16 protein-coding genes and 1 pseudogene are annotated in these 21,973 nt (G+C 75.7%); 14 read left to right on the top strand and 3 right to left on the bottom strand.

What is annotated here, in order from left to right; translation table 11 throughout:
• The first annotated feature begins 467 nt into the window (after positions 1-467).
• Positions 468-1,982, top strand: coding sequence for a hypothetical protein (locus tag ACZ5FU_RS21075; RefSeq protein WP_468643323.1), 1,515 nt, complete (start codon positions 468-470; stop codon positions 1,980-1,982).
• Between the two features lie 159 nt (positions 1,983-2,141).
• Entirely contained in the window at positions 2,142-2,615 is a 474-nt protein-coding gene (locus ACZ5FU_RS21070) for a DUF5709 domain-containing protein (protein ID WP_451527666.1), read from the top strand.
• A 125-nt stretch (positions 2,616-2,740) separates the two neighbouring features.
• Here the strand turns inward: ACZ5FU_RS21070 and ACZ5FU_RS21065 are convergent, their stop codons facing one another.
• The gene (locus ACZ5FU_RS21065) at positions 2,741-2,947 is read right to left on the bottom strand and encodes a hypothetical protein (RefSeq protein WP_451527667.1); all 207 of its coding nucleotides are present in this window, start codon (positions 2,945-2,947) and stop codon (positions 2,741-2,743) included.
• 289 nt (positions 2,948-3,236) lie between these two features.
• On the opposite strand from ACZ5FU_RS21065, the gene ACZ5FU_RS21060 reads away from it, so the two are divergent.
• Together ACZ5FU_RS21060 and ACZ5FU_RS21055 are read left to right on the top strand one after the other, a co-directional pair.
• The gene (locus ACZ5FU_RS21060; RefSeq protein ID WP_468643326.1) at positions 3,237-5,528 is read left to right on the top strand and encodes an MMPL family transporter; all 2,292 of its coding nucleotides are present in this window, start codon (positions 3,237-3,239) and stop codon (positions 5,526-5,528) included.
• A gap of 118 nt (positions 5,529-5,646) precedes the next feature.
• Positions 5,647-5,925 (top strand): GlsB/YeaQ/YmgE family stress response membrane protein, encoded by a 279-nt coding sequence (locus ACZ5FU_RS21055; RefSeq protein ID WP_392245089.1) that lies wholly within the window; start codon positions 5,647-5,649, stop codon positions 5,923-5,925.
• Between the two features lie 22 nt (positions 5,926-5,947).
• On the opposite strand, the gene ACZ5FU_RS21050 is transcribed toward ACZ5FU_RS21055, so the two are convergent.
• Together ACZ5FU_RS21050 and ACZ5FU_RS21045 are read right to left on the bottom strand one after the other, a co-directional pair.
• Positions 5,948-6,847, bottom strand: a complete 900-nt coding sequence (locus ACZ5FU_RS21050; RefSeq protein WP_468643328.1) for a Gfo/Idh/MocA family protein — start codon at positions 6,845-6,847, stop codon at positions 5,948-5,950.
• 247 nt (positions 6,848-7,094) lie between these two features.
• Positions 7,095-7,334 (bottom strand): hypothetical protein, encoded by a 240-nt coding sequence (locus ACZ5FU_RS21045; RefSeq protein ID WP_468643330.1) that lies wholly within the window; start codon positions 7,332-7,334, stop codon positions 7,095-7,097.
• Between the two features lie 545 nt (positions 7,335-7,879).
• Between ACZ5FU_RS21045 and bdeA the strand changes: the two genes are divergently transcribed.
• The 10 genes and pseudogenes from bdeA (at position 7,880) to ACZ5FU_RS20995 (ending at position 21,891) form a co-directional block, all read left to right on the top strand.
• Complete coding sequence (bdeA, locus tag ACZ5FU_RS21040) at positions 7,880-8,812, top strand: bis(hydroxyethyl) terephthalate hydrolase (protein ID WP_451527671.1); 933 nt, start codon at positions 7,880-7,882, stop codon at positions 8,810-8,812.
• Between the two features lie 227 nt (positions 8,813-9,039).
• Positions 9,040-11,721, top strand: coding sequence for a helix-turn-helix transcriptional regulator (locus ACZ5FU_RS21035; RefSeq protein ID WP_451527672.1), 2,682 nt, complete (start codon positions 9,040-9,042; stop codon positions 11,719-11,721).
• A gap of 144 nt (positions 11,722-11,865) precedes the next feature.
• Positions 11,866-13,143 (top strand): PucR family transcriptional regulator, encoded by a 1,278-nt coding sequence (locus ACZ5FU_RS21030; protein WP_451527673.1) that lies wholly within the window; start codon positions 11,866-11,868, stop codon positions 13,141-13,143.
• A 631-nt stretch (positions 13,144-13,774) separates the two neighbouring features.
• The gene (locus ACZ5FU_RS21025; protein ID WP_451527674.1) at positions 13,775-14,569 is read left to right on the top strand and encodes an ABC transporter ATP-binding protein; all 795 of its coding nucleotides are present in this window, start codon (positions 13,775-13,777) and stop codon (positions 14,567-14,569) included.
• A pseudogene (locus tag ACZ5FU_RS21020) lies at positions 14,566-15,402 on the top strand (ABC transporter ATP-binding protein); the annotation flags it as partial. The gene ACZ5FU_RS21025 and the pseudogene ACZ5FU_RS21020, both read left to right, overlap by 4 nt.
• Positions 15,403-15,605: 203 nt before the next feature.
• Positions 15,606-16,502, top strand: coding sequence for a branched-chain amino acid ABC transporter permease (locus ACZ5FU_RS21015; RefSeq protein WP_451527675.1), 897 nt, complete (start codon positions 15,606-15,608; stop codon positions 16,500-16,502).
• On the top strand, positions 16,495-17,652 hold the full coding sequence (locus ACZ5FU_RS21010) for a branched-chain amino acid ABC transporter permease (protein ID WP_468836394.1): 1,158 nt from the start codon (positions 16,495-16,497) through the stop codon (positions 17,650-17,652). The genes ACZ5FU_RS21015 and ACZ5FU_RS21010 overlap by 8 nt, the downstream gene beginning before the upstream one ends.
• Positions 17,649-18,917 carry an ABC transporter substrate-binding protein gene (locus ACZ5FU_RS21005; protein ID WP_451527677.1) on the top strand — a complete coding sequence of 423 codons (1,269 nt, stop codon included), beginning with the start codon at positions 17,649-17,651 and terminating at the stop codon, positions 18,915-18,917. Before ACZ5FU_RS21010 ends, ACZ5FU_RS21005 begins: the two co-directional genes overlap by 4 nt.
• 161 nt (positions 18,918-19,078) lie before the next feature.
• Positions 19,079-19,936, top strand: coding sequence for an aldo/keto reductase (locus ACZ5FU_RS21000; protein WP_451778174.1), 858 nt, complete (start codon positions 19,079-19,081; stop codon positions 19,934-19,936).
• Positions 19,937-20,121: 185 nt separating this feature from the next.
• Positions 20,122-21,891, top strand: coding sequence for an ABC transporter ATP-binding protein (locus tag ACZ5FU_RS20995; protein WP_451527679.1), 1,770 nt, complete (start codon positions 20,122-20,124; stop codon positions 21,889-21,891).
• Positions 21,892-21,973 lie beyond the last annotated feature (82 nt).

The raw sequence follows: 21,973 nt of genomic DNA, 5'->3' as shown, positions 1-21,973 counted from the left end.
CCACCCGCTACGACAAGACCGCCGAGTCCTACCAGGCAGCCGTCACCCTCGCATCGCTCCTGATGTGGGCGTGACATTTGAAGACAGAACCTAGGGTGCCCCCGGCCGTTTCCGCCGGGCGCGCGACATCGGCCGGGCGCGCGGCGCCCGGCACGGTTCCCCCACGCCCGGCTCCGCTCGCGCGGGAGGGACCCCCACCGCCGCGTCGCCGGATCACCCGCGTGCGTCCCGTACGCGGGTGATCCTCCGCCCCCGTGACGCCTCCCCGGCGCCCGAACGGCGTGGGGGCACCGGCGCCGGGCGCCGCACGCCGGTGCGACACCGACGGCGGACACGCCCTGAGGGGCGACGGCCCCGTGGTGCGCCCGCGCGCACCTGGCCGTGCACCACCCTGCGGGCTCGCTCCCCGCGCGTTAGTTTGGCCGTGTTTCTCCGGTCACGGGCAACCGACGGGAAAGGGAGCGGACATGGCCGACGGCAGGAACGCCACGCTCGCCGGCGCGCGACGGAGCACGCCGGCGAGTGCGCCCGGCGCGTCCTGGCGGGCGCACGGCTCCCGGGCGCTCGCGGTCGTCGCCGCGGCCTTCACCGTCGCCCAACTGGTCCTCGTCGGGCCGGGCCTGGACCTCGGCTGGGACGAGACGGTGTACGTCAGCCAGATCTCCGCCCAGGCCCCGCCCGCCTTCTTCAGCGCGCCGCGCGCCCGCGGCGTCTCCCTGCTGGTCGCGCCGGTGACGTCCTGGTCGACCTCGACGGAACTGCTGCGCGTCCACCTCGCCGTGCTGTCCGGGGCGGGGCTGTACTTCGCCCTGCGGGTGTGGCGCCCCTTCTTCCCGCCCCGCGTCCTGGCCGCCGCGGGCGCCCTGTTCGCCTCCCTGTGGGTGACGCTGTTCTACGCCCCGACGGCCATGCCCAACCACTGGGTCGCGATCGGCGCCCTCGCCTGCGTCGGCTGCTTCCTGCGGGCCCGCGCCGACCGCGCCGACCGGGCCGCCCTGTGGGGCGTCGCGGCGGGCGCCGCCCTCATGGCCTGGATGCGTCCCACCGACGCCGTCTGGACCGCCCTGCCGCTGCTCGCCCTGCTGATCCCGGTCCGCAACGGCCGCCTGGCCCTCGCCCTCCTGGCGGGCCTCGCCACCGGCGGCGGCCAGTGGATCGCCGAGGCGTACCTCAGCCACGGCGGTCTCGGACGACGGCTGTCCGAGGCCTCCCGCATCCAGGGCGGCCTCGGCCTGAACCTCGCCGTCGACGACCAGTTGCGCAGCCTGGTCGGCCGGACCCTGTGCCGCCCCTGCACCGTCCCGGCCCCCGACCCGGTGGTCGTCGCCTGGTGGTGCCTGCTGCCCCTGGCGGCCGCCGCCGGACTCGCCGTCGCGGTCAGGGCCCGCCGCGCCACGCCGACACTGCTGTCGCTGGCCTGCGCCGCGACCGCCGCCGTGCCGTACCTCTTCCTGATCGGCTACGCCGCCCCGCGCTTCCTGCTGCCCGCCTACGCGCTGCTCGCCCTCCCGGTCGCCGACGCGCTGTCCCACCTGGTCACCGCGCCGGGCGGCCGGGTGCGCCCGCTCGCCGCCGGGCTCCTCGCGCTCGGCCTCGCCGGACACCTGGCGGTGCAGTACGCCGTCCTGGACCGGACCGTGGCCCGCACCGCCGCCGACCGCCGCGACTGGGCCCGCACCGCCGCCGACCTGCACCGGTCGGGCGTACGCCCGCCCTGTCTGGTCACCGGCACGCAGGCCGTCCCGGTCGCCTACTACGCCGGCTGCTCCTCCGCCAACCCGCGCGGCCACGACGCCAACACCACCGAGGCGGACATCGCGCGCACCGCCCGCCGCATCCCCACCGCCGCCCTCTCCCCGCCCGGCGGCCCGGCGCCGCCGTACGCCCGTGGCTGGCGCACCCGGCCGTCCGCCGGGCTCGACCTGCACCTCGCGCCGTCACCGCCCGGCGACGGGAGGCGACCGCCTCCGGCCGGCGGGTGACGCCGGCCCCGCCGTCCGGTCTCCGGGGAGCGACGGACGGCCGGCGTCCGGGTCCGCCCGCGCGGTGGGCGGCCGCCGCGGCCGGGGCACGTGTGGGGCGCGTGCGACGGGATACGCGGACGGGGACAGAGCAGCAGGAACACCCTCCGGGAGGCACCCATGGGCACGGAGCCCGAGACGACCGCCGACGACGCCTACCAGCCCACCGGCACCAACGAGGAGCAGGAGGACGCGGCGCCGCTCGACCTCCAGGACGCGCTCGACGAACGGACCTACGACGACCTGCTGGACGAGGGCTACTCCCCGCCGGAGAGGCCGCTCGGCGTCACCAAGCACGGCACCACCGCGGCCGAGCAGCACGAGGGGGAGAGCCTCGACCAGCGCCTGGCGCAGGAGGTCCCGGACGTGTCCGAGCCCGCCGGTGACGGCGTCGGCGACCTGCCGCGGGGCGAGGGCGAACCGGTCGACCCCGAGGCGGGCGGGGCACGGGCGGGCCGCCTGGTCGCCCCGGACGAGGGCGCGCACGAGGACGCCGTCAAGGAGGAGATCGCCGAGGACGTCGGCATCGACGGCGGCGCCGCGGGCGCGGAGGAGGCCGCCGTGCACATCGTGGACGAACACGACCTTCCCTAGGGCGTGGGCCGGGGGAGGGCACGCCGGAGGCGGGCGCCTCCGGGGTCCGGGGCGCCCGGGGACCGTCCGGGAGAGGGTGAACCGGCCGCGTCCCGGCACCGGGCGGGAGCCGGTTCACCGCGGGGTCAGGGAAGCATCTTCTCGATGCTGTCCGGCCCCTCCGCCTCCAGCTTGCGCCGGGCCCACTCGAGGTTGCGCGGGGTGATGTCCCGGCCGGCGGCCAGGACCATGTCCTCGGGCGACACCTCGGTGCCGGTGCGGGTGTGGAGCAGGTTGTCCGGGGTGGCGCGCTCGGAGGGCGGCCGGGAGGGATCGGGCTCGGTGGTCGGCATGGTCGGGGCTCCTCGGTCCGGAGGGCTGCTGCGGACCCGGTGCGGTCATCGGGTCCACTAACACCATTCATCGCGGGAGCGAAGAGCGCATCCCGGGGCCGGACGCCCACCGGACGGGCCGCGGGCGAGCCCCCTCCGCCGCCCGGGGAACCGGGCCCGGTGCGGGAGTCCGGTGCCGAAGGGGGGCGGACCAGGGGCCGTCCGCCCCGGATGCCCACTCGGGCCGTCCGGCGTCTAATGGGTCGTATCGGGGCATGGTGAACCACTTCCGGCAGCGAAGGCGCGACCCATGGATTCCAGCGGAGCGCCGCGAGGCGGCGCGCTCCGGCGGCTCGGCACCTGGTGCGCCCGCCACTTCCTCGTCGTCATCATCGGGTGGCTGGTCGCCCTCGTCGCCCTCCAGGTGCTCAGCCGCGCCTACGGCGGTACCTACTCCGACGACTTCTCCCTGCCGGGCGTCCAGTCCCAGCAGGGCCTGGACGTGCTGGAGAAGCACGATCCCCAGGCCGGCGGCTACGGCAGCCAGATCGTCCTGCACGACAGCGGGCAGCCCGTGACGGCGCTCGGCTCGCAGATGTCCACCACCGTCACCGACCTGCAGAAACTCCCGCACGTCCTGTCGGCGCAGAACCCCCTCACCCAGACCTCCTCGAAGGTCGGACCGGTCTCGGGCGACGGGAGGACCGCCTACATCACCGTCCGTTTCGACGTCCAGCCCTCCACCCTCGGCGACGGCTACCTCGACGGCGTCGACCGGGCCGTCCAGCCCCTGCGGGCGGCGGGCGCCGACGTCGAGTACGGCGGCCCGCTCGGAGAACTGGCCCGCCCCGACCCCGACGACCGGATCAGCGAACTGATCGGCTTCGCCGTCGCCGTCGTCGTGCTGCTCATCGGTTTCGGCAGCGTCATCGCCGCCGGACTGCCCCTGCTGACCGCCCTGATCAGCGTCGTCGGCGGTCTCGCCTGCCTCGGCCTGCTCGCCGCCGCCTTCACCTTCGCCACCGTCTCGCCCACCCTCGCCACCATGATCGGACTCGGCGTCGGCATCGACTACGCCCTCTTCCTGGTCACCCGGCACCGGCAGAACCTCATGGACGGCGCGGACCCGGTGCGGGCCGCCGGACAGGCGACCGCCACCAGCGGACGGGCCGTCCTGGTCTCCGGCTGCACGGTGATCGTCGCGCTGACCGGCCTGTACGCGTCCGGGGTGAGCTTCATCGGCAAACTGGGCCTCGCCGCCGCCGTCACCGTCGTCTCCGCCGTCGCCGGCGCCCTCACCCTGGTGCCCGCCCTGTTCGGCCTCATCGGCCGGCACATCGACCGCTACCGGGTGCGCACCCCCGTCGCGGAGACCGCCGGCGGCGTCGACGCGCCCGGCGCCCCGGCCCAGGGCACCTGGCACCGCTACGCCCTGCGCGTGGAACACCGGCCCTGGCACTACCTCGCCGCGGGCCTGGTCACCATCGCCGTCCTGGCGATCCCCGTCTTCTCCCTCCAGCTCGGCCACATCGGCGACGGCGCCGACCCGACCTCCTTCACCGACCGGCGCGCCTACGACCTGATGACCGACGCGTTCGGGCCCGGCTCCAACGGCCCCCTCACCGTCGTCGTCGACCAGAGCGCCGTCCCCTCCGACCAGCGCTCCGCCCTCTCCTCACAGGCGCAGAAGACCCTCGACGCCGTACCGGGCGCGGCCACCGTCACCCCGCTCACCCCGACGCAGGACGGCGACGTCCTGCTCGCCACCGTCTACTCCGAGAAGTCGCCGCAGAGCGCCGGCACCACCGACCTGACGAACCGTCTCGTCGACGACACCCTCCCCGAAGCCGTCTCCGGCACCGCCGCCGAGACCTATGTCACCGGTACCACGGCCGCCCAGGTCGACTTCCGCGACATCGTGGCGAGCCGGCTGCCCCTCATCATCGGCGTGGTCGTCGCGCTGGCCTTCCTGATCATCCTCGCCGTCTTCCGCGGCCTCCTGGTCGCCGTCAAGGCGGCCGTCCTCAACGTCCTGTCGATCACGGCCTCCTACGGCGTCGTCGTCGCCGTCTTCCAGTGGGGCTGGGGCGGGCCCGCCCTGGGCGTCTCCGGCACGGTGCCCATCGAGAGCTACGTGCCGATGATGATGTTCGCGATCATCTTCGGCCTGAGCATGGACTACGAGATCTTCCTGCTCTCCCGGGTGCACGAGGCCTGGCTGCGCACCGGGGACGCCAAGGCCTCGGTCGCCCACGCCCTGGAGATCACCGCCCGGGTGATCACCTGCGCCGCCCTGATCATGGTGAGCGTCTTCGCCGCGTTCCTCGTCAGCGACAACATCGTCGTGAAGATGCTCGGACTGGGCCTCGCGGTCAGCGTGCTCGTCGACGCCACCGTCGTACGGCTGCTCATGGTGCCGGCGGTGATGACCCTGCTGGGGCCGCGTGCCTGGTGGACCCCGCGGTGGCTGGACCGGATCCTGCCGCACATCGACGCCGAGGGCGAAGGGGCGGCCGAGGACGAAGGGGCGCCGAAAGGTGAGGGGACGGAGCGGGAGCGCCCGGGAGCGCACCGCCGTGACGCGTCCCGACGGCCCCGATGACCGGTGAACGGCACTTCCCCCGCCCGCCGGTGACGGCCGGCACGGACCGACAGGTTTGCGATTCCCCTCGCCGTGCATTCGGAAGACGTACACGCTTTCAACGGAGATGGGAGGAACCGTGGGCATCATCGCCTGGATTCTGATAGGCCTGCTCGCCGGTGCCATTGCCAAGCTGCTGCTGCCCGGGAAGGACCCCGGCGGCATCATCGTCACCATGCTGATCGGTGTCGCCGGCGGTCTGCTCGGCGGCTGGCTCGGCAAGGTGATCTTCGGCGTCGACTCGATCGACGGTTTCTTCGACCTCTCCACCTGGATCGCCGCGATCGTCGGCTCGCTCATCCTGCTGGTCCTCTACCGGGCCGTCACCGGCAACAAGCGGACCCACCGGCACGCCTGACCGGCCCTCGGCGGCCGTGGCCTCAGCCCGAGCCGCAGGCCGACAGGCCCTCGGCCTCGGCGAGGATCTCGGTGACCCGCAGGCCGAACGCCGCATCGCACGGATGCGGACGCCCGTCACGGGCCGCGGCGCACAGCGCGTCCGCGGCCCGGCCGAGCGCCGTCCCGGCGTCCGCGGCACTCTCGGGGAGGCACGCCACTCCGGCCTCCCCACGGATCTCCACACGTGAACCGGCCGCCCCCGACGGGGCGGTCAGACTGAGCGTCAGCGTGCTGGAGGCACCGCCACAGTGGTCCAGGACCAGGTGGACGGTGTCACCGGGTCCCGGCGCCGCGGCGGTCACCCGGCGGACGTCGCCGAGGACCGGCAGCAGCACGGACAGCGCGTGCGGGCCGACGTCCCACAGGGCGCCCTTCCGCCGCCGCCAGGGAGTGGCGAACGGATGCCCCCCGCCCTGGTCCCCGCCCGTGAACACCGAACCCAGCCACTGTGCGTGCCCCGTGAACCAGCCGCCCACCCGGGCCTGTTCGACGATCCACGCCTGCGGCTCGGGGAGGAAACGGGTCGTGAAGAAGACCACCGAGGCGACCCCCGCCTCCCGCACGGCGCGCACCACCCCGCGCGCCCCCGCCACCGTCGTGGCGAGGGGCTTGTCCAGCAGGAGATGACGGCCGGCCCCGGCGGCCCGGACCGCGAACTCCGCCTGCACGTCCGGCGGCAGCGCCACCGCCACCGCGTCGACCTCCGCGAACAGCTCGTCCACGTCGTCGAAGGCCCGCGTGCCGTGACGGTCCGCCAACTCCCTCGCGGCGGCGGGGCGCCTGCCCCACACCCCGACGAGGTCGAGACCCTCGTGGGAGCTCAGGACGGGCGCGTGGACCATCCGCGCCCAGGGGCCGGTGCCGAGCAGACCGATGCGCATGCCGCTGACTCTCCTCGCCGCCGTCCGGGGTGACGCCGGACGCCGCGCCGGGCGCCGTCCAGGGCGAGCCTCGCACACGAACGGCGTCCCGCCCCACCCCTGCTGCCCCGCCCCGCCGCTCCTGCCGTGACCCGTCCCGCCCCTCCTGCCGTGATCCGCCCCTCCCCGGGGGCCGCGCCCGTCCCTCCTCGGGGGGCCGCGCCCGTCCCTCCTCGGGGGCCACGGCGGCCGCGGTCAGGCCCCGCCGTCAGGCGGCGCGAGGCCCGGCGGCGCTCCCGTCAGCACCCCTGCGGGCGCCCTTGTGGGCGCCCTTGTGAGCGGCCGGCCCCGGACCGCGCGAGGCGCCCCGCACCAGGTGCAGATGCCTCCTGCGCCCGGCGTGCCGCCGCCCGGGCCGGGCGCGGGCGGGCATCCGGTCCTCCACGCGGTCCATCACCACCAGCAGGACGGACAGTGCCGGCAGCAGCAGTACGGCGACCCAGAGCACGGCGTTCCTCCTCGTCCGGCGACCCGCTCCGGGTGCACCGGTGCGCGCCGTCGATGCGTGCGGACGCCCGGAAAACGCCGTCAGGGACGTGAGGGATGTGTGAAACCGTCCAGCAGCGCGTCCGCCCGGGCGGGCCCGCTCCCCGCGACACCTCCCGCAGCGGCCGGTCGCCCCGTACGGACACCGTGCGGGTGGCGACCCGGGCGCGGGCGTGGGTGAGCGCGACCCGGCGGCCGCCGGCGTCCTTCGCCGGAGTAGGAGCCGTCGGTGTCGGCGGGGCGGACGCCGTCGTCGGCGGGGAGCGCCGCGGGAGGGCCTTCTTCGGGGCCGGGCGGGGGGCGGTCACCTCGAGCTTCGTCCCGCGCGGGGGAGCACGGCGACCGCGGACGGTGCCGCGGGCGGCGGGGCGGGCGGCGGGGCGGGCCGCACGAGACCGGCGACATTGCCGGTCCCCCCGGCGGCGATCGCCCCCACAGTGGCACGGCCAGCCCCCACGAGGGCCCGCCCTGCCGGGCGGGCCGCCACGGCAGAGAGGACCACTCGTCGTGCAGCAGCATGCGCGCGCCGGTGCCGCCCACCGGGTGCCCACCGGTTCCCCCCACCGCAGACGCGGCCGGTTCGCCGGCCTCGCGACGGCGATCGCCGCGGTCGTCGGTCTCACCACCCTCGGCCAGCCCACGGCGCAGGCCGCGGCCAACCCCTACGAGCGCGGCCCGGCGCCGACCACGTCGAGCATCGAGGCGGCACGGGGCCCGTACGCCGTCTCGCAGACCACCGTCTCCTCCTCCGCCGTCACCGGCTTCGGCGGGGGCACGATCTACTACCCGACCAGCACCGCCGACGGCACCTTCGGCGCGGTCGCCGTCTCGCCCGGCTTCACCGCCAGCCAGTCCTCCGTCGCCTGGCTGGGCCCGCGGCTCGCCTCCCAGGGCTTCGTCGTCTTCACCATCGACACCACCTCGACGCTCGACCAACCCGCCTCGCGCGGAAAGCAGTTGCTCGCCGCCCTGGACTACCTCACCGGGAGCAGCTCGGTGCGGACCCGCGTCGACGCCACCCGGCTCGGCGTGATGGGCCACTCGATGGGCGGCGGCGGCAGCCTGGAGGCCGCCAAGTCCCGTCCCGCCCTCCAGGCGGCCATCCCGCTGACGCCGTGGAACACCGACAAGACGTGGCCGGAGGTCCGCACGCCCACCCTGATCGTCGGCGCCGACGGCGACAGCGTCGCCCCCGTGGCCAGCCACGCGGAGCCCTTCTACACCTCGCTGCCGTCCTCCCTGGACCGCGCCTACCTGGAGCTCAACGGCGCCACCCACTCCGCCCCGACCAGCTCGAACACCACGGTCGCGAAGTACAGCGTCTCCTGGCTGAAGCGGTTCATCGACAACGACACCCGCTACGAGCAGTTCCTGTGCCCGCTGCCGAGCCCGAGCTCGACCATCGAGGAGTACCGGGGCAACTGCCCGCACACCTCCTGATCCTCCCCGGAGCCGCACGAGGACGGCGGCGGCCGCGCCCACCCGCGCGGCCGCCGCCGTCCGCCGTTGTGCACGATCACGGCGCGGACGGGCGGCAGTTGGGCACCGGCACAAGCCCGCGCACCGGGCGCCAGCCGCGAACGCCCAGGTGACAGGCCGGAATCGGGGCCGCACCCGCACGGACGGGTGACTTCCGCCTCACCCTACGCGTGCGTAACGTCACGAGGATGACCGAACGGACGACCGCGACCCCCGGCCCCGAGCCGCACCGGGCGAGCGCCCCCGCGGACCGGCTCCACGGCGGCGTGCACGTCGTCACGGGCGAACCGGGCTGTGGCCGCACCCGGTTCCTCGACCGGGCCGCCCACGCCTTCGCCGGCACGGCCGTGCGGGTGGGGGCGGACCCCGCCGGCACGGCCGTCCCCGGCGGCGGCCTGCGCGTCCTGCTGCGCGCGCTCGGCGACGCCACCGGCCGCACACCGGCCGGCGGTTCCGGGGCGGCCCTGCTCGACACGCTGTCCACCGCCCCGGCCCCGCTGCTCGTGTGCGTCGACGACGCCCACCTGTGGGACCCGGTCTCCCGCGCCCTGCTGGGTGCCGCCGCCCGGCGGCTGTGCCGCACGGCGACGCCGGCGCGCCTGCTGCTCACGGTCCCCGGACACCGCCCGCCCGCACCGGAGTTCGCCGGCCTGCCGGTGCTGAGGATGGACCCGCTCACCCCGTCCGAGGCGGCGGCGCTCCTCGACGACGTCACCGGACGGGCCCTCGACGGGGGAGTCCGGGACGCGATCGTGGACGCCGCCGAGGGCAACCCGGCCCTCCTGCTGGCCCTCGTCCGGCGGCTCTCGCCCGCCCAGGTGCGCGGGGACCGTCCGCCGCCCCACCCGCTGCCCGGCGCCGAGGTGCTGACGGACCTGGCCGGCGGGTGCCTGGACGGACTCACCCCGGCCCGCGGCGACCTCCTGCTGACGGTGGCGGCCGCCGCCCGCGACGACGAGGACACGGGCGTCGGTCTCGGCCTCGTCCGGCGGGCGGTGGCGCACCTCGGGCACGACGGCGCCGTACCGCTGCCCGATCTGCTCGCGGCCGCCGACGGCGAGGTGCGCTTCCACAGCGAGCTGCTGCGCCGGACGGTGTACGCGGCGGCGCCCGACGAGCGGCGGCGGGCCGTGCACCTCGCGCTGGCCCGGGAGTCGTACGAGGGCGGCCCGCGGGCCCTGCTGCACCGGGCCTGGGCCGGAGCCGCGCGCGGCGACGAACTGGCGGCGGTCGCCGGGGACCTGCCGTCCCGCCGGCTGCGCTGCGCCGCGTACACCCGGGCCGCCGAACTGTGCGACGACGCCCCGCGGCGCGCCGAGCTGTACACGGCCGCCGCCGGACAGGCCCTGCTCGCCGGAGGCTCCCACCGGACGCTGCGGCTCCTCGACGCGGCCCGGATCGACGGCGCGCCCGTCGGCGTGCGCGGCCGTGCCGCACTGCTGCGCGGCACGACGGTGCTGCGCGACGGGCCCGTCGACGAGGCCCACGCCTCCCTCCTGCTCGCCACCGCCCTGCTCGCCGACCGCTCCCCGGCCGACGCCGCGACCGCCGCGCTGGCCGCCTGCGACGCGGCGTGGGCGGCGGGCGACCCGGCGGGATGCCTGGCCGCCCTCGAACGCTGCGGGCAGGTCACGGCGGCGCCCGCCCCGGACGACACCCGCGCCGACTACCGGCTGGGGCTGCGGGCGCTGCTGGAGGCGCGGTTCGAGGAGGCCGCGGTCCGGCTGCGGCGGGTGGTGCCCGGCCCGGACGGCTCCGGCGACCCGGAGGACAGCATGAGGGCCGCCGCGGCGGCCCTCATGCTCGGCGACCTCGACGGCGCCCGCCGGGCGGGCGCGCGGGCCCTGGCCGCCGCCCGCACCCTGGACACCGTCACGGTCGTGCCCCGGGCGCGGGAGTACCTCGCCTACGTCGAACTGCGCGCCGGACGGCACGCGCTGGCCCGCACCCACGCCGAGGAGGGACTGCGCGCCGCGCAACGGGCCGGACAGCGCAACACCGCCGCCCACCACCACGCCGTACTGGCGCTGGCCGCCTCGATCGAGGGGGAGACCGAACGGGTCGCCGGGCACGTGGAGGCCGCGCTCGGCACCGCCCGCCGGCACGGCCTCGCGCAGGCGACGACACTGGCGGAGTGGGCGGCGGCCCGCGCCGACCTGGGGTGCGGGCGGCCCCAGGAGGCCGCGGACCGGCTCGGTCCCCTGGTGCGGCCGGGCACCCGGCGCGGGCACTTCGCGCTGTGGATGCTCGCCGTCCCCTGCTACGTGGAGGCGGCCGTCGGGGCCGGGCAGCCCGAGGGTGCCCGGGGCGTCGTCGAGGACTTCGCGCGGTGGGCGGCCTTCGGCGCCGACCCCCAGGCACCCGCCCAACTCCTGCGCTGCCGCGCCCTGCTGGCCCCGCAGGACCGGGCCGACGCCCTCTACCGGCGCGCGCTGGACCTGCACGAATCGGCCGGCGGCGACTTCGAGAGGGCCCGCACCGAACTCCTCCACGGCAAGTGGCTGCGGCGCCGGCGACGCCTGCGCGAGGCCCGCGACCGGCTCGGCGCCGCCCTCGTCGGCTTCGAACGGTGCGGGGCCCGCGCCTGGGCCGAACAGACCCGTGACGAACTGCGCGCGGGCGGCGCCGCGGCCGCCGGACCGCGCCCGCACGGGTCCGCCGGCCTGACGGGACTGACCCCGCAGCAGCTGCGCATCGCCCGCCGCGTCGCCGAGGGCGCGACCAACCGGGAGGTCGCGCTGACGCTGTCCGTGAGCACCCGCACCGTCGACTACCACCTGCGGAAGGTGTTCGCCACCCTCGGTGTGCGGTCCCGGCTGGAACTGGCCCGGCTGGTCGAGCACGCGGAAAAGACCGGTGCACACCCCTAGGGACCGACCGGACGGTATGTCATCCTTCGGGGCAGGACCCGCCAGCCGGCGGGACCCGCGCGGACCTCCCCGGCCGGCCCGGAGCCGGACGGGGCACCGCCGTGCGGGAGCCGCCGGGTCACCGACCCCTGGGGGAGGACCGCGATGCACCACGCCCTTCGGCCACGGATTGCGGTGCGCCCGGCACCGGCGGGGCCCACCGGGCCGGGCCCGCGGCCGCGGCCGCGCGTCCGGTCGCTGATCGACGCCGACGCCCTGCGCGTGCTGCACCGCGCCGCGCGGGTGCTCCTCGACGATCTGCCCGACCTCACCGACCGGCTCGTCGCCGCCCTCCAGGACCAGGAGCCCGCCTACCGCACCGCCGTGGAGAGCGACCCCGCCGCCACCTGGCAGGAGGTCCACCGCTCCCTGCGGCACAGCGTCAACTCGCTCCTCGACCCGCGCGGCAACCGGGACGCGGCCCGCCGCTGCTCCTGGAAGATCGGCGCCAACCGGGCCGAGCAGGGCCTGCCCCTGGACGCGCTGCTGCACGCCTTCCGGCTCGGCGGCTCCCTGGTGTGGCAGGGCCTGGTCGAGGAGACCTCCCGATCCGCCCCCGAGGACGTGCGCCTCCTGGTGCACGTGGCCGCCGACGTGTGGAACTTCGTCGACGAACACTGCACGCTCGTCGCGGACGCCTACCGGCAGGTCGAACGGCAGCTCGCCTGGCGGCGCGAGAACCGGCTGCGACTGCTCGCCGCCGCCCTCCTGGAGGGCACCAGCCGCATCGTCGACCTGCCCGAGGCCGCACAGGCCCTGGACCTGCCCGAGCAGGGCCGCTACGTCGTCGTCGCGGTGTCCGGCGGCTCCCCGTCCGAGGCGGCCGGTGCACGTGCCGCCGTGGGACGCGGCGCGCGTGTGCACTGGCACACCGGGGTCGAGGTGGACTACGGCATCGTCCTGCTCGGCGACGGCCGGGACGGCACGGCGATCGACGGCGGCCCGCCCTCGGGCGCGCGCGTCGGCGTCGGCACGGCCGTGTCGGGCCTGGCCGCCGTCGGCGACGCCCGCCGGCTCGCGGACACCGCGCTGCGCATGTGCCCGGGGACCGGCGGCACGATACGCCTGACCGAACACCTCCCCGCCGCCCTGGTGATCTCCTCGCCCGACCTCGCCACCGCCCTCGCCGACCGGGTGTTCGGCCCCCTGAGATCCCTGGAACCCGCCGACGCGGCCGTCCTCCTGGACACCCTCGCCACCTGGCTGGCCTGCGACGGCTCCGCCCAGCGCGCGGGCGAACGCCTCTACTGCCACCGCAACACCGTCCTCAACCGTCTCCGCCGTTACGAACAGCTCACCGGCCGCAGCCTCTCCCGCCCGACGGACGTCGTCGAGATCACCCTCGCCCTGGCGGCCCTGCCGGCGCCCCTGACGGCGCCCTGACGGCCCCCCCGGCAGAGCCCCCTGCCGGCCCTCCTCCGACAACCGCCGGGGCGAGGCGGCGGCGCGGCGGACGCGGTACGGCGGTGGCGGCCCGCCGCGCCGCCCACCGACCCGTGCGCGCGTCCCCCTCGCGCAGGCGCCCCGGCGTCTGCCCGGCGCCGCCGGTGCTTTCCGGCCGGTGCTCCCGTCGGGTCCGGCCCGGTCGCGGCGACCCGGCCCACCCGTCGGCGGCCACCGCGGTGGGGCGGTAGGGCGATCCGGCGAGGCGATCCGGTGACCGGGCCGTGCCGCCGTACCTCCGTGCCCCGCCGCGTGCCCTGCCCCGTGCGTGCCCATGTCCCCGCCCTGCCCCGTGCGTGCCCATGTCCCCGCCCTGCCCCGTGCGTGCCCATGTCCCCGCCCTGCCCCGTGCGTGCCCATGTCCCCGCCCCGTCCCGCGCGTGCCCGTGCCCCGCCCCCGCGGCGGCCCGCGTTCCCCGCCTGGGCACCCGCACAAGCCCCCGCCCCCCGCACTGGGCCCGCGCAGCGACCCCGTCCCCGTGCCTGTACCGGCCCCGGCGCCCCGTGCTGTGGTGAGCGCCCCCGTCCCCCGAAGTGCCGTGACCGGCCGGCACGGACCCGAGGAGCCGCGATGCCCGAAGCACCACCGCAGGATCCGCCCGCGCTGCGCGTCGAAGGGCTCGACGTCATGTACGGCCGGGCCCTGTCAGCCCTGCGTTCCGTGTCCCTGACCGTCCCGCACGGCGCGGTCGTCGCCCTGCTCGGCGCCAACGGCGCCGGCAAGACCACGCTGCTGAGGGCCGTCTCGGGCACCCTGCGCCTGCACCGCGGCACCGTCACCGCGGGCCGCGTCCGCTACGGCGACACGGAACTCGACGGACGCGACCCGGTCGCCGCGGTCCGGGCCGGAGTCGTCCAGGTCCCCGAAGGCCGACGGGTCTTCGCCGGTCTCACCGTCGAGGAGAACCTGCGCGCCGGCGGTCTCGGCCTGGGCCGGCGCGCCCCCGCCCTGGTCCGGGAGTCCCGCGACCGCGTGTACGGCCTCTTCCCCGTCCTCGCCGAACGCAGCCGGCAGGCGGCCGGCCTGCTGTCCGGCGGCGAGCAGCAGATGCTCGCCATCGGCCGCGCCCTGATGGCCGCCCCCCGCCTGCTCCTGCTCGACGAGCCGTCCCTCGGCCTCGCCCCGCAGATGGTGTTCCGCATCGCCGAGGTCGTCCGCGAGATCAACGCGCAGGGCACCGCCGTGCTGCTGGTCGAGCAGAACGCCGGCATGGCCCTGTCCCTCGCCGACCACGCGCACGTCCTCGAGGTGGGTGAGATCCGGCTCTCCGGCCCCGCCGGTGAACTCGCCCGCACGGACGCCGTACGCCGCCTCTACCTCGGCGAGAGCGCCGACGGACCGGCCGGCGAGCAGGGGGCCGCGTGAACCTCCGCACCACCGGCCGTACGGCCGCCCGCGCCACCGCCGGCCCCCCGGCCGCACCCCCCGCGCTCCACGTCCGCGACGTCACCGTCCGCTTCGCCGGCCTCACCGCCCTCGACGCGGTCTCCTTCACCGTGGCCCCGGGCTCGGTGCACGCCCTGATCGGACCCAACGGCGCGGGCAAGTCCACCTGCTTCAACGTCCTGTCGGGCCTGTGCCGCCCGGCCGCCGGCCGGGTCCTGCTCGGCGACACCGACCTGACCGGACTCGCCCCGCACCGGATCGCCGCGCTCGGCGTGGCCCGCACCTTCCAGAACATCGTCACGACCGAGGGGACGGTCGCCGACAACCTCATGCTCGGCCGGCACGCCCTGTCCCGCGCCGGCTTCGCCGCCAGCGCCCTGCGCCTGCCGGGCGCGGTGCGCGAACAACGCGCCCACCTGGAACGGGTCCACGAGATCGCCGGACTCACCGGCCTCGCCGCCCACGTCGACACCCCGGTGGCCCTGCTGTCGTACGGCGACCGCAAACGCGTCGAACTCGCCCGCGCGCTCTGCCTGGAGCCGCGCGTGCTGCTGCTCGACGAGCCGGTGGCCGGCATGAACGGCGCCGAACGCGCCGCCACGGCCGACGTCGTCCGCACGGTCCGGGAACGGCTCGGCCTGTCCGTCGTCCTCGTGGAGCACGACATGGGCCTGGTCATGCGCCTCGCCGACGAGGTCACCGTCCTCGACTTCGGCCGCCGGCTCGCCCACGGCACCCCCGAGGAGATCCGCCGCCACCCCGAGGTGCTGCGCGCCTACCTGGGCACCGGCGCCCCCGACGAGGCCGGTGCCCCCGGCGCCCCCGACGAGGCCGGCGTCCCCGGCGCCCCCGACGAGGCCGGCGTCCCCGGCGGGACCGGCGGGACCGGTGGAGCCGACAGGACCGGCGGGTCACGGTCCGGGACCACCGGGACCACCGGTGCGACCGGCACGGCCGACGCCGCCGCGACCCGTGCAGAGACCGACGTGACCGAACCCCCCGGGGAGAACGCCCAGTGACCACCCTCCTCGACACCCTCCTCAACGGCCTCGCCCTCGGCGCCGTCTACGCCCTCGTCGCCCTCGGCTTCGTCGTCATCTTCAAGGCCTCCGGCGTCCTCAACTTCGCCCACGGCTCGCTGCTCCTGCTCGGCGGCTACCTCGTCGCCGTCCTCCACGACGACCTCGGCTTCGCCGGCGCCCTCGCGGTGGCCGTCCTGGCGACCGCGGCCGTGGCCGGCGCCGTCGACCGGCTGCTGCTGCAACGCGGCGACCCGGACCCCAAGGCCGCCCACGTGCAGACCATCGTCACCATCGGCGTGGACATCGTGCTGGTGACCGACCTGGCCCGGCGCATCGGCGGCGACCTCCTCACCCTCGGCGACCCGTGGGGCGACGCGGTGACCGGCCTCGGCCCGGTGACCGTCGCCGACAGCCGGCTCGCCGCCGTCGCCGTCTCCGCCGTCGTCATCGCCGCCGTCTTCGCCCTCTTCCGGTTCACGCCCTGGGGCCTGTCCCTGCGCGCCGCGGCCGAGGACGTGGAGGCCGCCGCCCTGATGGGCGTACGGCTGAGCCGGGTCCGCATGCTCGCCTGGTGCCTGGCCGGCGCGCTCGCCGCCCTCGCCGCCGTGTTCCTCGCCGCCTTCCCGGCGCCGGGCCTGGAACGCACCACCGGCCAGATCGCCCTCAAGGCCTTCCCCGCGGCCATCCTCGGCGGCATGGCCTCACCGCCCGGCGCCCTCGCCGGCAGCCTGCTGATCGGCCTGACCGAGGCCCTCGTGGCCGGCTACCAGTCCGAACTGCACGTCCTCGGCGAGGGGTTCGGCGACGTCGCGCCCTACGCCGTGATGGTGGTCGTCCTGCTGGTGCGGCCCACCGGCCTGTTCGGCGCGAAGGGAGCGGTCCGTGTCTGAACTCGTCCCGAAGTGGGCCAGGCTGCTGCTGCCCGCCCTCGTGCTGTGCGCGCTGCCCTTCTACCTCGACGCCTTCTGGCTGCGCATCGGCCTGTTCTCGCTGGCCGCCGCCATCGGCGCCGTCGGCCTCGGCCTGCTCAGCGGCACCGCCGGCCAGCTCTCCCTCGGCCACGCCTTCTTCCTCGCCGTGGGGGCGTACGGCTACACCTGGCTGGCCGGCGATCCCGGCCCGGCCCTGCCCCCGGTGCTCGCCGCCGTCCTCGCCGTGCTGCTGGCCGGTGCGGCGGGCGGCCTGTTCAGCCCCGTCGCCGGCCGGGTGCGCGGCATCTACCTGGGCATCGCCACCCTCGCGCTGGTCTTCCTCGGCCACCACCTGCTGCTCACCGCCGACTCCGTCACCGGCGGCTTCAACGGCCGTTCGGTCCCGCCGCTCACCCTGGGCGGCTTCGGCTTCACCGCCGACGACCCCGAACTCACCGTGCTGGGCGTGCCGTTCGGTGCCGAGGAACGCCTCTGGTACCTCGGCCTCGCCCTGTTCGCCCTCACCTGGTACACCGCGCGCGGACTGCTGCGCGGCCGCCCCGGCCGGGCCCTCGCGGCCGTCCGCGACAGCGAGACCGCGGCGGCCGTCATGGGCGTGAACGTCGCCCGCTACCGCTCGGCCGCCTTCGTGGTGTCGTCGATGTACGCCGGCCTGGCCGGGGTCCTGCTGGCCCTCTCCTTCCGCCGGGTCGTGCCCGACTACTTCGGCCTGGCCCTCTCCGTCGACTACCTCGCCATGATCGTCATCGGCGGCCTCGGCTCCGTCGCCGGAGCCACCGCGGGAGCCTTCTTCGTCACCGCGCTGCCCCTGCTGATGACCCGGTACGCCGACCAGCTCCCGCTGGTCGCCGCCCCCGGCACCGGCGGCGAGGGCGCCGTCGGCCCCACCGAGGCCGCCCGCTACCTCTACGGCGCCGCGATCGTCGTCATCCTCCTGTACGCCCCCGACGGCCTGCACGGCCTGACCCGTCGCGTGCGCGCCCGCCTGCGGCCCGCCCGCTCGCCCGACCGGACGCCGTCCGCACCCCCGCCGGCCACCACTGACACCTCACCGGACTCACCCGCCTCACCGGACTCACCCGCACGAGCCAAGGAGCACACCCCGTGAACCCCAAGCACCGCACCCGCGGCACCGCCCTCACCGCGGCACTGGCTGCCCTGCTGATCGCGGCCACCGGCTGTAGCTCCAAAGCGGACGGCGACACCACCTCCGACGGCGCCGACGGCGTCAGGTCCGGCCCCGGAGTGACCGACAAGGCCATCAGACTGGGCGCCCTCACCGACCTCACCGGCCCCTACGCCACCCTCGGCAAGTCCATCGTGCAGGCCCAGCAGATGTGGGCCGACGAGACCAACGCCGCGGGCGGCATCTGCGGCCGCAAGGTCGAGATCGTCGTCAAGGACCACGGCTACGACGTCCAGAAGGCCGTCACCGCCTACGCCGACATCTCCCCGGACGTCGTCGCCCTGCCCCAGGTCATCGGCTCCCCGGTGGTCGCGGCCCTCCTCGACGACATCGAGCGCGACCACCTGCTCACCTACCCCCAGGCCTGGGCCGCCTCCCTGCTGGGCAAGGACTCCGTCCAGGTCATGGCCACCACGTACGACCTCGACATGATCGCCGCGGTCGACTTCCTCACCCGCACCAAGGGCCTGGCGAAGGGCGACACGATCGGGCACGTCTACTTCGAGGGCGACTACGGCGCCAACGCGCTCCAGGGTTCCACCTGGGCGGCGCAGAAGGCCGGGCTGAAGATCGCGGGCCAGAAGATCAAGGCGACGGACACCGACCTCTCCGCCCAGGTGACGGCGCTGAAGAAGGAGGGCGTGAAGGCGATCCTGATCAGCGCCGGGCCCGCCCAGACGGCCTCCCTGGTCGGTGTCGCCGCCTCCCGCGGCCTGCGCGTCCCCGTCGTCAGCAGCGCGCCCGGCTTCGCCCCGCAACTGATGAAGACCCCCGCCGCGCCGGCCCTGACGGCCATGCTGAGCATCGTCAGCGGCGCCCCGGCCGTCAGCTCCGACATCCCCGGAGTCAAGAAGATGGCCACCGCCTACACCGCGAAGTACCCGGCCTCCCCGGTCGACTCCGGGGCGCTCTCCGGCTACAACGCGGCCCAGCTCCTGGGCGCCGACCTGAAGAAGGCCTGCGAGGGCGGAAGCCTCGCCCGCGAGGACGTGGTGAAGGCGCATCGTTCGCAGAAGAGCGTCGACACCGGCCTCGGCAGCCCGCAGGACTTCACCGACGTCGGCCGGCCCGCCGCGCTGTCGACGTACGTGCTGAAGCCGGACGCGAAGGCGGCCGGCGGTGTGGTGGGCGTCGAGGACGCGCACCGGGCGCCGGGGGTGGAGGAGTACCTGACGTCGAAGTCCTGAACCGGGCCCGCATTCAGCGGCCCCGCTGCTGAATGCGTTCGCTTTCTTCCATTGGACCTCCGAGGCCCGCCGGGGCCAGGCTGGAACGCGTCCGGTGCACCGCGCTCACCTTCCGGTGCACCGGACTTCGTCACGCCCACCGCCCGGAGAGGTCACGACCCATGCACACCCGCCGCATCGGTGACGTCGAGGTCAGCGCGATCGGGCTGGGGGCCATGCCCCTGTCGATCGAGGGCCGCCCCGACGAGGCGCGCTCCCTCGCCACCGTGCACGCCGCGCTGGACGCCGGCGTCACCCTGATCGACACCGCGGACGCCTACCACCTGCACGCCGACGAGGTCGGCCACAACGAGACCCTCGTCGCCAAGGCCCTCGCCTCCCACGACCGGGGCGCCGAGGTGCTGGTCGCCACCAAGGGCGGTCACCTGCGCCCCGGCGACGGCGGCTGGACCCTCGACGGCAGCCCCCGGCACCTCAAGGAGGCCTGCGAGGCCTCGCTGCGCCGGCTCGGCGTGGAGGCGATCGGCCTCTACCAGTTCCACCGCCCCGACCCGCGCGTCCCCTACGCCGACTCGGTCGGCGCGGTGCGCGAACTGCTCGACGAGGGAAAGATCCTCGCGGCCGGCGTCTCCAACGCCGACCCCGACCGGATCAGGCTGGCGAACGAGATCCTGGACGGCCGGCTGGTCTCCGTGCAGAACCAGTTCTCGCCCGCCTTCCGCTCCAGCGAGCCCGAACTGCGCCTGTGCGACGAGCTGGGCATCGCCTTCCTGCCCTGGAGCCCGCTCGGCGGCATCTCCCGCGCCGCCGGACTCGGCTCCGCCCACGCGCCGTTCGCCCGGATCGCCGAGCGGCACGGGGTGAGCCCGCAGCGCGTGTGCCTGGCCTGGATGCTCGCCAAGTCGCCGGTGGTGGTGCCCATTCCGGGCGCCAGCCGCCCGGAGACGATCCGCGACTCGGCCGCCGCGGCCGAGTTGACCCTCACGGCCGAGGAACTGGCGGAACTGGACGGGGCCTGACCGCCCGCGCCGACGGGACGACGGGACGGGCGGGACGCGGGAACGGGCCGGACCGCGCCGGGGCACGCCGCTCGGGTGCCCTGGCGCGGTCCGGTCGCCCTGGACAGAAAGCGCTTGCTCTACGCTCGGGTCCCGCACGCCCCACCCGATTCCCGCATCCCGAACCCGGGGAAGGACCACCGCCGATGGCGTCGTCGCTCGACAGACCCCTCGACCACCGCTACCGCGACGAGCACCCGATCCGCACGCTCGCCTACCTCTTCCGCGCCGACCGTCACCGACTGGCCGGCGCGGTCGTCGTCTTCACCGTCAAGCACAGTCCCGTCTGGCTGCTGCCGCTCATCACCGCGTCCATCATCGACACCGTCGTCGAGCACCAGCCCATCGGCCGCCTGTGGACCAGCACCGGCGTCATCCTCTTCATCCTGATCGTCAACTACCCGCTCCACCTGCTCTACGTCCGCCTCCTGTACGGCAGCGTCCGCCGCATGGGCACCACCCTGCGCTCCGCGCTGTGCACCCGCATGCAGCAACTGTCCATCGGATACCACTCGCGGGTCAGCGCCGGCGTGCTCCAGGCCAAGGTCGTCCGGGACGTCGAGGCCGTCGAGCAGATGGTGCAGCAGACCGCGGAGAACGGGCTCGGCGCGATCACCGTGCTCACCGGCGGCCTCGTCATCATCGCCGTGCGCACTCCCGAGTTCGTGCCCGTCTTCCTGATCGTGGTGCCCGTCGCCGCGTTCGTCGTGGCCCGCCTGCGGTCCCGGCTGCGCACCCACAACGAGCACTTCCGCCACGAGGTGGAGACCCTCTCCTCGCGCGTCACGGAGATGACCCGCCTGATCCCGGTCACCCGCGCCCACGGCCTGGAGGGCAAGGCCCTCACCCGCATGGACGGCACCCTGCGCCGCCTGCTGACCTCCGGGATGCGCCTCGACCTGGTCAACGGCCGCTTCGGCTCGATCTCCTGGGTCGTGCTCAACGTGGTGGGCGTCCTGGTCCTGACGGGCGCGGCCCTCGTGTCGTACTACGAGGTCTGGGGCGTCACCCCCGGTGACGTCGTCATGCTCAGCGCCTTCCTCACCACCCTGACCAACTCCACGACCACGCTGACCGGCTTGGCGCCGGTCATCACCAAGGGGCTGGAGTCGGTCCGCTCGGTCGGCGAGGTCCTCCAGGCGCCCGAACTGGAGGACAACGCGGGCAAGGCCGAACTGACCGCGCTGCACGGCGCGGTGGCCTTCGAGGACGTCGGACACGCCTACGACGGCGGCCGGCCCTCGGTGCGCGACTTCACCCTGTCCGTGGCGCCCGGCGAGACCGTCGCCCTGGTCGGCGCCTCCGGCGCGGGCAAGTCCACCGTGCTCAACCTCGTCATCGGTTTCATCCGGCCCACCTCGGGCCGGCTGCTGCTGGACGGCACCGACATGAACACCCTCGACCTGCGCACCTACCGGCGGTTCGTCTCGGTGGTCCCGCAGGAGTCGATCCTCTTCGACGGCACCGTCCGCGAGAACGTCGCCTACGGCATGGAGGACGAGGCCGACGAGGAGGCGGTGCGCGCCGCCCTGCGCGACGCCAACGCTCTGGAGTTCGTCGACCGGTTGCCCCAGGGACTCGACACCCTGGTCGGCGAGCGGGGGGCACGTCTGTCGGGCGGACAGAAGCAGCGGCTGGCGATCGCCCGCGCGCTGATCCGGGACCCCAAGGTGCTCATCCTGGACGAGGCCACGTCCGCGCTCGACACCCGCTCGGAGGCCCTGGTCCAGCAGGCGCTGGCCCGGCTGCTGCACGGGCGCACCACCTTCGTGGTGGCGCACCGCCTGTCCACGGTGCGCGGCGCCGACCGGATCGTGGTCATGGGCGAGGGACGGATCCTGGAGACCGGCACCCACGAGGAACTCCTGCGCCGCGGCGGCGCCTACGCGGCCCTGCACAGCGGGCAGGCGGCCTGACGCCGCGGGGCGGCCCGCGGCCGTGACGACCGCGCGCGGAGGCGGGGAGCACGGGGCCGAGTGGCGAAAAACGTACCCCCGG

This window comes from Streptomyces sp. NPDC031554 (assembly GCF_055580685.1).
This window is presented reverse-complemented; position numbering and strand designations above follow the sequence as displayed.

What these genes read in the sequence shown, in the direction of transcription:
- ACZ5FU_RS21030 (WP_451527673.1), top strand. Translation starts at nt 11,866, where the DNA reads ATGCACCACGCCCTTCGGCCACGGATTGCGGTGCGCCCGGCACCGGCG.
- ACZ5FU_RS21075 (WP_468643323.1), top strand. Translation starts at nt 468, where the DNA reads ATGGCCGACGGCAGGAACGCCACGCTCGCCGGCGCGCGACGGAGCACG.
- ACZ5FU_RS21050 (WP_468643328.1), bottom strand. Translation starts at nt 6,847, where the DNA reads ATGCGCATCGGTCTGCTCGGCACCGGCCCCTGGGCGCGGATGGTCCAC.
- ACZ5FU_RS21060 (WP_468643326.1), top strand. Translation starts at nt 3,237, where the DNA reads ATGGATTCCAGCGGAGCGCCGCGAGGCGGCGCGCTCCGGCGGCTCGGC.
- ACZ5FU_RS21065 (WP_451527667.1), bottom strand. Translation starts at nt 2,947, where the DNA reads ATGCCGACCACCGAGCCCGATCCCTCCCGGCCGCCCTCCGAGCGCGCC.
- ACZ5FU_RS21035 (WP_451527672.1), top strand. Translation starts at nt 9,040, where the DNA reads ATGACCGAACGGACGACCGCGACCCCCGGCCCCGAGCCGCACCGGGCG.
- ACZ5FU_RS21000 (WP_451778174.1), top strand. Translation starts at nt 19,079, where the DNA reads ATGCACACCCGCCGCATCGGTGACGTCGAGGTCAGCGCGATCGGGCTG.
- ACZ5FU_RS20995 (WP_451527679.1), top strand. Translation starts at nt 20,122, where the DNA reads ATGGCGTCGTCGCTCGACAGACCCCTCGACCACCGCTACCGCGACGAG.
- ACZ5FU_RS21025 (WP_451527674.1), top strand. Translation starts at nt 13,775, where the DNA reads ATGCCCGAAGCACCACCGCAGGATCCGCCCGCGCTGCGCGTCGAAGGG.
- ACZ5FU_RS21070 (WP_451527666.1), top strand. Translation starts at nt 2,142, where the DNA reads ATGGGCACGGAGCCCGAGACGACCGCCGACGACGCCTACCAGCCCACC.